Origin of the sequence: Saccharomonospora iraqiensis subsp. paurometabolica YIM 90007 (genome assembly GCF_000231035.2) — a bacterium.
GTDB lineage: Bacteria > Actinomycetota > Actinomycetes > Mycobacteriales > Pseudonocardiaceae > Saccharomonospora > Saccharomonospora paurometabolica.
Window position 1 is genome coordinate 116,235 of sequence record NZ_KI912218.1, and the last position, 8,868, is coordinate 125,102.

Here is an 8,868-nt window from a genome sequence, read left to right on the forward strand (position 1 = left end):
CACCCGCCGCCCCGGCACCGGCCGCGCTGGCCGGGGCGCCGTCCGACCCGGTCACGGCGACGACCCCGCCGGGTCCCCGAGCGCGTCCAGTTTCAGCTCGGTGCGTGCGGTGTCCTGGTCGGCGCGGTATTTCAGCAGCACCCCGAGGGTGGATTCGACCAGCCGCCGGTCCAGCGTGTCCGCACCCAGCGACAGCAGGGTGCGCGCCCAGTCGACCGTCTCGGCCACCGACGGCGACTTGCGCAGCTCCAGCTCCCGCAGCGCCCGCACCACCCGCACCAGCGACCCGGCCAGCCGCTCGTCGAGACCGGGGACCCGCATCGTGACGATGTCGCGTTCGGTGTCCGGGTCGGGGAAGTCCAGGTGCAGGAACAGGCACCGCCGTTTCAGCGCCTCGGACAGCTCCCGCGTCGAGTTCGACGTCAGAAGCGCCAACGGCCGCCGCCGCGCGGTGATGGTGCCCAGCTCCGGGACCGTGACCTGGAACTCGTCCAGCACCTCCAGCAGCAGCCCCTCCATCTCCAGATCGGCCTTGTCGATCTCGTCGATCAGCAGCACCGTCGGGTCGGGGTGGCGGATCGCCCGCAGCAGTGGCCGCTCGAGCAGGAACTCCTCGCTGAACACGTCCTCCCGGGTCGCCTCCCAGTCCGCACCCTGGGCGGCGGTGATCCGCAGCAGCTGCTTGGCGTGGTTCCACTCGTACAGCGCGCGGGACTCGTCGATGCCCTCGTAGCACTGCAACCGCACCAGTTCGCTGCCGGTGGCGCGGGACAGCGCCCGCGCCAGCTCGGTCTTGCCCACCCCGGCGGGCCCCTCCACCAGCAGCGGTTTGCCCAGCGTGTCGGCCAGGAACACGGTGGTGGCCACCGCCTCGGACGCCAGATACCCGGCCTCGGCCAGCCGCGTGACGACATCGTCGACCGAGCGGAACACCGGAGGAGTCACCGCGGTCGCGTCGGCAGGCCCGTCCGAACGTGAGGGGGAAGTACGCATGCCTCATTGTCGCCACACCCGACAACACCCGCGGACGACCGTGGCCCGGATCACTCCGCCACCGCGGATCACCCGCTGGAGACCGCGCACTGCCCCCGGTCCACCCGCTGCGGCGGACCCGCCGACGGACGCGGGTCGAAGTCGAAGATCTCCGTCGGCACGTACAACGTCGCGCACGCGTTCGGGATGTCCACCACCCCCGAGAACCGGCCCTCCACCGGCGCCGCCCCCAACACCAGATACGCCTGTTCCGGGGTGTAGCCGAACTTCGTCAGATAGTCGATCGCGTGCAGACACGCCCGCCGGTAGGCCAGCTGCGAGTCCAGATACCGCTGCTCACCCGACTCGGTCACCGACAGCCCCGGGAACGTGAGGAACTCGGTGTAGCGCGGTTCCACCCGGCCGGGCACGAACATCGGCGTCGACATCCCGTAGGTGTCCATCCCGCCCTTGATCACGTCCACGTGCAGGTCGATGTAGCCGCCCATCTCGATCGCCCCGCAGAAGGTGATCTCCCCGTCGCCCTGGGAGAAGTGCAGATCACCCAACGACAACTTCGCCCCGGACACGAACACCGGGTAGAACACCCGCGAACCGCGGGAGAGGTTCTTGATGTCCTGGTTGCCGCCGTTCTCCCGCGGCGGCGCCGTCCGCGCGGCCTCGGCCGCCACCCGCTCGAACTCCGCCCCGGACAACGACCCCAGCAACGCGTCCGTCGGCTCCGGCGGCAACGCCAACGGCGGCACCCGCTGCGGATCCGTGTCGATCAACGCCCGCTCCCGCGCGTTCCACTCACCCAGCAGCTCCGCCGTCGGCGCCGTGCCCATCAACCCCGGGTGCGCGATCCCGGTGAACGACACCCCCGGCAGGTGCCGCGACGTCGCCGTCTGCCCGTGGAAGTCCCACACCGCCTTGTACGCGTCGGGGAAACGGTCGGTGAGGAACCCGCCCCCGTTGTCCCGCGCGAAGATGCCGGTGTAGCCCCAGCCCTGACCCGCCACCGGCCCCGACTCCTGCGGCACCGGCCCCATCTCCAGGACGTCCACCACCAACAGGTCACCCGGCTCGACACCCTCCACCGCGATCGGCCCGGACAACTGGTGCACCATCGCGATGTTCACGTCCCGCACATCGTCGGCCGAGTCGTTGTTCCCGATCGTGCCGTCGAACCACTCCCGGCACTCGATCCGGAACTCCTCACCCGGACGCACCGACACCGCCGCGGGCACATCCGGATGCCACCGGTTGTGCCCGAGCACGTCCTGCTCGGCGAACGACCGCGACTGGTCGACGGAGAACTTCACCTCGGGCATGCCCGACCTCCTGCTGTGGCTGGAACGACACGACCCACGAGGCGCACACACCGCCGCGCCACGCCCGGCCCCGCGACAGCCACCCGCCGCGACCACCGCGACCCGCACTCCGGAGGAAGTGACCGGTACCCGCGCGCACTCGTGGTCGCAGCGGGCATTCCCGACGCCGCGCCCACGAAACGACACCCCCGTCCCGCCGGCGCCGCACCACCCGTTGGTGCGAAACACGCCGGCCACCCGCGACACCCGCACCCGCACCCGCGCGCGGCGGCCGGGGTCAGTCCTCCCGCAGGGCGACCGCCCCGAGCGTGCGCACCTGCACCCCGATCGCCACCACGGCCAGCGCACCCGCCCACCACCAGTGCGCCTCCGCCGCCGGGTACGCCGACGTCGGCAGATACGGCGCCACACCGGGAACGATGTTGCCCAGCACCCCGCAGCCGTACCAGACCACCACGGCCACCAGCCCCGCCCACACCGGACGCACAAACGGGGCGGCCACGAACACCAGCGCGGCCACCACCACCGTGTCGGCCACCACCCAACCCCACGCGGTACCCGCCGGCAGCCGGACGGCCACGGCGAACACACACGCCGTGGGCAGGGTGACCCCCGCCACGGCGACCGCACCGGCCACCACCCGCGCACGGCGGGACCGCGCGACCCGGTCCCACTCCCACACCCGCGGCCGGGTGAGCACGGCCAGCGCCGTCGCCGCCAGGATCCCGCACAACTCGGCCACCGGCAGCCGGGTGGGATTCGCGGGGGAGAGGTCGATCCACAGCACATGCGTCCCGGCGAACGCGCTCAATCCCGCGGCGAGCACCACGGCCACCAACCCCCGGGGCACCGCCCGCACCCGCAACACCGTCCCGATCATGCGGCCGGCAGATCCCCGGACCCGAGGGTGCACTCCGCCAGCGCATGCCGATGCCGCCCGATCCACCCCCGGACCTCCGCCGGATCCATCCCGGACAACGTCCCACCGAGCGTGCCGTCCTCCAGGAAATCCGCCAGATCACTCAGCACCGGCAGCACCCCGGGCGCCGCGGCCGAGTCGCACTCGTACACCCCCACCAACTCCGTCACCATCGACGCGGCCCCGTCCACGGAACCGTCGGGGACGATCCGCGCGGTCAGCATCCCGTCAGCACGCGAACCGCCCCGCTCCAACACCAACGTCCGGTCCCACACCGCCCCGATCCCCGGAGGCTCGGCACCGTACCGGGTGAGGATCCCGTCGAAAGCGCCGACCAGATCGTCCATCCGATCGGCATTGTCGCGGTGGACGCAGTACTCGATCCCGTCCACGTCGCGGCACGTCCGGTCCCGCGCCGACGCCTCGATCTCGAACAGGTCCGGCGTCGTCATCAGCGCGGCCACCACCAGCACCACCGGCGCCGCCGCGGACACCGCACCGTCCCGCACCGCCGCAGGCCGGGACGAATACCGCCCCGTGGCACGCCCACGCAGCACCCGCGCCGCGAGCGCCGCCGACGCGGCGGCCACGGCCGAGAACCACGCGATCCGGAACACCACCAGCCCCGCCGACTCGGACACCCCCAGCACCGGGTCGGTGTACAGCTGGGGCACGACCGCCCCGACGGTGTCGGCACCGTAGGCCGCGAACGCGTCCAACACGTACAGCGCGACGGCCACGAACGGCACCACCACCAGCGAACCGGCGAGCGTGCCCACGAGATACCCGACGGCGGTCGCCGCGACCATGGCCAATACCCCGGACACCATCACCCACGGCCGGGGCACACCGATCCCGCCGTTCAGCGCGGTCGCCACCGTCAGCGGCAGCAGCCCCAGCACGTACGCGCCGACCAGCCACCCGGTCAACACCGTGAGATGCCGGGTCACGAGCACCGCACCCACCCTCGGCGAGGGGGACTGCGACCACACCCGGTCGGCCCGGTTCAGCCGCGCCGCCCACCACGCCGCCACCGCGCCCGCGACCGGCCCGGCGAACACGAACTGCTGATGCCAGTGCGCCGAAGCCTGAACCCACACCGGGTACGGCCACGACAGCATCTCCCACGTCCCGGCCAGCACCACCAGGACAATCACCACCGCGGGCGCCACCACGAACCACGGGCCCAACGGCCGGAACCACCCACCCCTGGGGCTCACAGGTCACCCCCCAGGTCGTCGAGCAGGGTGCGGTAGCCGCGCTCCAGCGGCGACTCCAGCGCACCACCGTCCCCCGCACCCCCGGCCATGGCCGCCTTCACCTCGTCGACCGTGCCGTCGAACGCGATCCGCCCACCCGCGAGCAGCCCCACGCGGTGACAGAGGTGGTGCACGTCCTCCAGGACGTGGGTGGACAACAATACGGTGCGCGAGGCACCCAACGACGCGACGACCTCCCGCACCCGCACCCGCTGGGTCGGGTCGAGCCCGACCGTCGGCTCGTCGAGAACCAGGACGTCCGGGTCGTGGGCCAGTCCGGCCGCGACCCCCAGACGCTGCCGCTGCCCACCGGACAAGGCCCGAACCCGCTCCCGCGCGAGCTCCGCCAGGTCCACCGCCTCCAGCGCCCGCAGCGCCGCACCGGCACCGTCCCGGCGATCGACCCCGTTGACCCAGGCCGCGTAGCTCACCGCCTCCACCACCCGCACCTCGGGCGGGACGGAGAACCTCTGCGGCACGAACCCGAACCCCGCCGCACGGCCGTCCACCCCGGCCACCGACACGGTCCCGGCCCGCGGCCGACGCAACCCCACCAGCACCGACAACAACGTGGTCTTGCCGGCACCGTTTTCACCCAACAGCCCGGTCACCCCCGGACGCACCGTCCACGTCAGGTCCCGAAGCACCCGCCGACGCCCGTAGCCGACCTCGATCCCGTCCAGGGCGATCTCCACCGCAGTTCCCTTCCCCCGAATGTCCGTACCGGACCACGTGCGACGTCCGGAGCACCCCCGCTCCGAGCGACGGTGTCGCCACGTCGCACCGACCGATCCGTCGCCCACCGAGCCTGTCGGACGAAGACACCCGCACGCAGGAAGATCATCGAATTCGACGGTCCGACACCGGGGAGAGCCCGTCGGCCCCGGCCAGGACCGGTCAGAACCGGTCGGCCACGGTACCGACCACCACGGTCGCGTCCCGCTCGTCGCAGTGCCGCACCTCCGGCACCATCCCCGCGCGCCGGACCGCCGCGACCGCAGGCGGAACCTGGTCGGCACCGGCCTCGAACAACACCGCACCGCCCGGTGCCAGCCACCGCGGTGCGGCGGCCACCAGCCTGCGTGCCACCACAAGCCCGTCGGTGCCGCCGTCGAGTGTGGCGCGCGGCTCGTGCTCACGGGCCTCCGGCGGCATCGACGCCACCGCACCGGACGGCACGTACGGCACGTTCGCCACCAGCACGTCCACCCGGCCCCGCAGCGACTCCGGCAGCGGCGCGTCGAAGTCCCCCTCGACGACCACCGCGCCGGTGCCCGCGAGGTTGCGCCGCGCGCAGGCGACCGCGGCCGGGTCGACGTCCGCCGCGTACAGCCGCACCCGCGCCGCTTCCGCGACCACCGCGCCGACCGCCCCGCACCCGCAGCACAGGTCCACCACGACCGAACCGTCCCGCACCAGCGCGGCCGCCCGCTCGGCGAGGAACTCGGTGCGGCGGCGGGGCACGAACACCCCCGGTTCCACCACCAGCCGCCCCCGCCGAAAGCGACCCAGCCGAGCACGTGCTCCAACGGTTCCCCGGCCACCCGCCGCGCCACCAGCGCCCCGCGCCGCGCCGGGTCGGACGCGGCCCGCTCCAGCAACCGCGCCTCGTCCTCGGCGAAGACACACCCGACCCCGCGCAGCCGCGCCACCAGGTCGGCGTCCGGTTCCGTGCGGGCGGGGCTCACCGACCCACTCCCGCCGACCCTGTCACCGCCGTACCCGCACACCCCGGAACGGTAGCGCGCCGGGCGGGGGACCGGTGCGGACCGTGTCCCGAGCCGCCACCCGTTCCGGGTGATCGGTAGCGTTCCGCACGGCGGGGGAGTCGGGCTCAACGGGGAAGGACTCGGGAACGGTGATCGACTGTGGCCGGTGACTTCGAGTTGACCATGGACGAGCTGCGCGTCGTCGCGCGCTTCGTGGCGGAGAGCGCCCAGGAGGTCCTGCCCGTGTTCGAGGACGCCGTTCCCGGGGACCGTCGCCCGCGGGCAGCCGTCGACGCCGCGTGGGAGTTCGTCACCGGCGCGAAACGGACCCGGCTGCAGCGCATCACCTCGTTGGACGCACACCGGGCCGCGAAGGAAGCCGACACCGAGGCCGTGCGGCTCGCGGCACGGTCCGCCGGCGACGCCGCGTCCGCCGCGTACCTGCACCCGATCGCGCAGGCCGGCCAGGTGGGTCACATCCTGCGCGCTACGGCGAGCGCCGCCCGTGTCGCCGAGCTGAACGCGGGCGACGACCCCGCGGTCGGCGACCTGCTGATCGAGCGGGCGCGACAGCGCGCCACGCCGACCCTCATCAATGTCCTTCGCCGGTACCCCTCCGCGCCGACCGCTCGCACTCGCGTCGCGCAACTCATGAGCACCTTGGACGCCGCTCTCCGGGCATCCCGCTGAGAGATCCCGAGGCGAACGCTCCACCGGTCCGCGGACCTGCGCCCTTCGTTCCGCTACCGGTGGCAGTCGGTCACACGGCGACCGTCGTGGTCGTGTGGTCGCCGGCGCAGCTCACGCAGGGTGTCGGGTCACCGGTCGGACAGGGGAGAGGTGGCCACCGCCTCCACGGCCGCGCTCATCGAGTCGTCCATGTACACCGAGGTGGTTGCCAGGCTGGAGTGTCCGGCGATCTGGGCGACCGTGGCGATGTCCACCCCGGCGCGGGCCAGGATCGTCAACGCGGTGTGCCGCAGCGAGTGCGGCGTCGCCCGCCGTCCCAGCCAGGCGCGGGAGTAGCGCTGCACCATCCGCTGCACGTCCCGCGGCGCCAGCCGCCACCCGCGGATCGAGACGAACAACGCCCCGGCCGCGTCGTCGATGCGGATGCGCTCGGCCCGGTCGTGGGCGTCGCGCGCCTCCGGGGCAGGGGGGCGTTCCTCGGCCAGGTAGCGCCCGATCAGCTCGGCGGTCGGCTTCGACAGCGGGAGGTCGCGGTCCTTGCCGCCCTTGCCGCGCACGTGCAGCACCGGGGTGCCGGTCTCCTCGTGCGCGCGGACGTCGGTGCGGTTGGCCCCGCACAGCTCGGACACCCGGGGGCCGGACTCGACCAGCAGCCGCAGGATCGCCTCGTCCCGCAGGCTCAGCTTCTGATCGGCCCGCAACGATTCGCCGGAGTGCTCGCCGGGGGCGGCGCGCAGCGTCCGCGCCTCGTCCAGCTGCAACCCGACGCGGGCGCCGGCGGCGCGGGACGGGGTGCGCGGCCGGCTCACCCGCGTGGTCGGGTCGAGCCGCACGTACCCCTTGTCGGCGGCCCAGCGGAACAGCCCGCGCACGGCGGCGAACCAGCGGGCCAGCGAGTGCGGGCCGCGGCCGGGAGGAGTGGACCCGTCCTCGGCGATCTTCAGACCGGCGCTGTAGCGGCGGTCCGGCAGCCGGGACACCGTGGTCAGGGCGACCTCCAGGTCGTCCGGCTCGATCGTGTCCAGGACGGTGTCGGCGCCGAGCAGATCGGTGAACTCGGTCAGGTCGCGGCGGTAGGCCTCCAGGGTGGTGGCGCTCAGCTGCGAGCGCATCACCCGACGTTCCAGGACCTCCAGATACTCCAAGGTCGCCTCGCGTACCGTGACCTCGGACAACGACGCCGGTTCCGCCACGCACAAGATCATATCAGGGGAGCGTGCCGACCCGCTCACTCCATGTCGTGGATTGCCTATTACACGACATGGAACCCATGTCGCCACCGGACGGGGCACCCGACCCCGCCACCCGGCCGCCGTCGTCGTCGTGCCGTGAAGGACTCCTTCGCTGCGTTGGACGCAGGCAGGGAGTCCTTCACGGCACCCGGCGCAGTGAAGGAGTCCTTCACGGCAACACCGGGCACCGCGCCGGGTGGGCTGCCGGGGTGGGCGGGGTCGCCCGATCGGTGCCGTCGGGTGTGTGCGCCGTGGCGGGCCGTCGTTCGGCGCACGCCGTGGACTGGGGGGCGTTGTCGCCACGTGGCCGCCGGAGGCGCCTGCCGCGGGTGCGTCGTGGCGTGGCGGCGCACGGGGCGGGTGGACACCGACCGAGCGAGGGAGCCGGGCACACGCCCGTGCACCCCCTCCCGCGGCTTCTACTTAACATAATGTGCATTATCGGCGTTGCTCGGACGTGGTCGTCGGACCTGCGTACGGCCGTGCGGACGGACCGGTCTCAGCGCAGGCGTTCCGCGTCGCGGGCGGCGACGGCGACGTCGGCGGCGAGGCGGCGCAGTTCGGCGGCCGGGGCCCCGTCGTCCACGGCCGTGGCGACGTCCTCGGCCGCGCACCGCAGCTGGAACAGCCGGTCCTGCAGCGCGGCGAGTTCGGCCGCCGACAGCACGACCGTGTCCTCGGGCAGTTCGCCACGCCGGACGACGGCCCGGCGTTCGTAGGCGCGCTGCCGGCACGACTGGCCGCAGTAACGCC

General features: G+C 73.3%; 8 protein-coding genes and 1 pseudogene. 1 reads left to right on the forward strand and 8 read right to left on the reverse strand.

What is annotated here, in order from left to right; genetic code table 11:
- Positions 1-51: 51 nt before the first annotated feature.
- The 6 genes from SACPADRAFT_RS0207725 to SACPADRAFT_RS26200 all read right to left on the reverse strand — a co-directional run bounded on the left by SACPADRAFT_RS0207725 (position 52) and on the right by SACPADRAFT_RS26200 (position 5,969).
- Positions 52-993: an AAA family ATPase gene (locus SACPADRAFT_RS0207725; RefSeq protein ID WP_084258350.1), complete on the reverse strand. Its 942-nt coding sequence runs from the start codon at positions 991-993 to the stop codon at positions 52-54.
- 68 nt (positions 994-1,061) lie between these two features.
- Complete coding sequence (fmdA, locus tag SACPADRAFT_RS0207730; protein ID WP_007025368.1) at positions 1,062-2,306, reverse strand: formamidase; 1,245 nt, start codon at positions 2,304-2,306, stop codon at positions 1,062-1,064.
- A 277-nt stretch (positions 2,307-2,583) separates the two neighbouring features.
- Complete coding sequence (locus tag SACPADRAFT_RS0207735) at positions 2,584-3,186, reverse strand: hypothetical protein (protein WP_007025369.1); 603 nt, start codon at positions 3,184-3,186, stop codon at positions 2,584-2,586.
- Positions 3,183-4,385 (reverse strand): hypothetical protein, encoded by a 1,203-nt coding sequence (locus tag SACPADRAFT_RS0207740; RefSeq protein ID WP_233357138.1) that lies wholly within the window; start codon positions 4,383-4,385, stop codon positions 3,183-3,185. Before SACPADRAFT_RS0207740 ends, SACPADRAFT_RS0207735 begins: the two co-directional genes overlap by 4 nt.
- Before the next feature lie 56 nt (positions 4,386-4,441).
- Positions 4,442-5,179, reverse strand: a complete 738-nt coding sequence (locus SACPADRAFT_RS0207745; RefSeq protein WP_007025371.1) for an ABC transporter ATP-binding protein — start codon at positions 5,177-5,179, stop codon at positions 4,442-4,444.
- Positions 5,180-5,381: 202 nt separating this feature from the next.
- Positions 5,382-5,969: a putative protein N(5)-glutamine methyltransferase gene (locus SACPADRAFT_RS26200; RefSeq protein ID WP_407690017.1), complete on the reverse strand. Its 588-nt coding sequence runs from the start codon at positions 5,967-5,969 to the stop codon at positions 5,382-5,384.
- A 383-nt stretch (positions 5,970-6,352) separates the two neighbouring features.
- Here SACPADRAFT_RS26200 and SACPADRAFT_RS0207755 point away from each other — a divergent pair, with 383 nt between their 5' ends.
- Positions 6,353-6,883, forward strand: a complete 531-nt coding sequence (locus tag SACPADRAFT_RS0207755) for a putative immunity protein (protein WP_028662306.1) — start codon at positions 6,353-6,355, stop codon at positions 6,881-6,883.
- A gap of 128 nt (positions 6,884-7,011) precedes the next feature.
- Here the strand turns inward: SACPADRAFT_RS0207755 and SACPADRAFT_RS0207760 are convergent, their stop codons facing one another.
- On the reverse strand, positions 7,012-8,076 hold the full coding sequence (locus SACPADRAFT_RS0207760) for a tyrosine-type recombinase/integrase (protein WP_028662307.1): 1,065 nt from the start codon (positions 8,074-8,076) through the stop codon (positions 7,012-7,014).
- Positions 8,077-8,614: 538 nt separating this feature from the next.
- Positions 8,615-8,868 (reverse strand): annotated as a pseudogene (locus SACPADRAFT_RS26205) (hypothetical protein); the annotation flags it as partial.

Coding starts and splice junctions, on each gene's coding strand:
- SACPADRAFT_RS0207725 (WP_084258350.1), bottom strand. CDS start 993: ATGCGTACTTCCCCCTCACGTTCGGACGGGCCTGCCGACGCGACCGCG.
- fmdA (WP_007025368.1), bottom strand. CDS start 2,306: ATGCCCGAGGTGAAGTTCTCCGTCGACCAGTCGCGGTCGTTCGCCGAG.
- SACPADRAFT_RS0207735 (WP_007025369.1), bottom strand. CDS start 3,186: ATGATCGGGACGGTGTTGCGGGTGCGGGCGGTGCCCCGGGGGTTGGTG.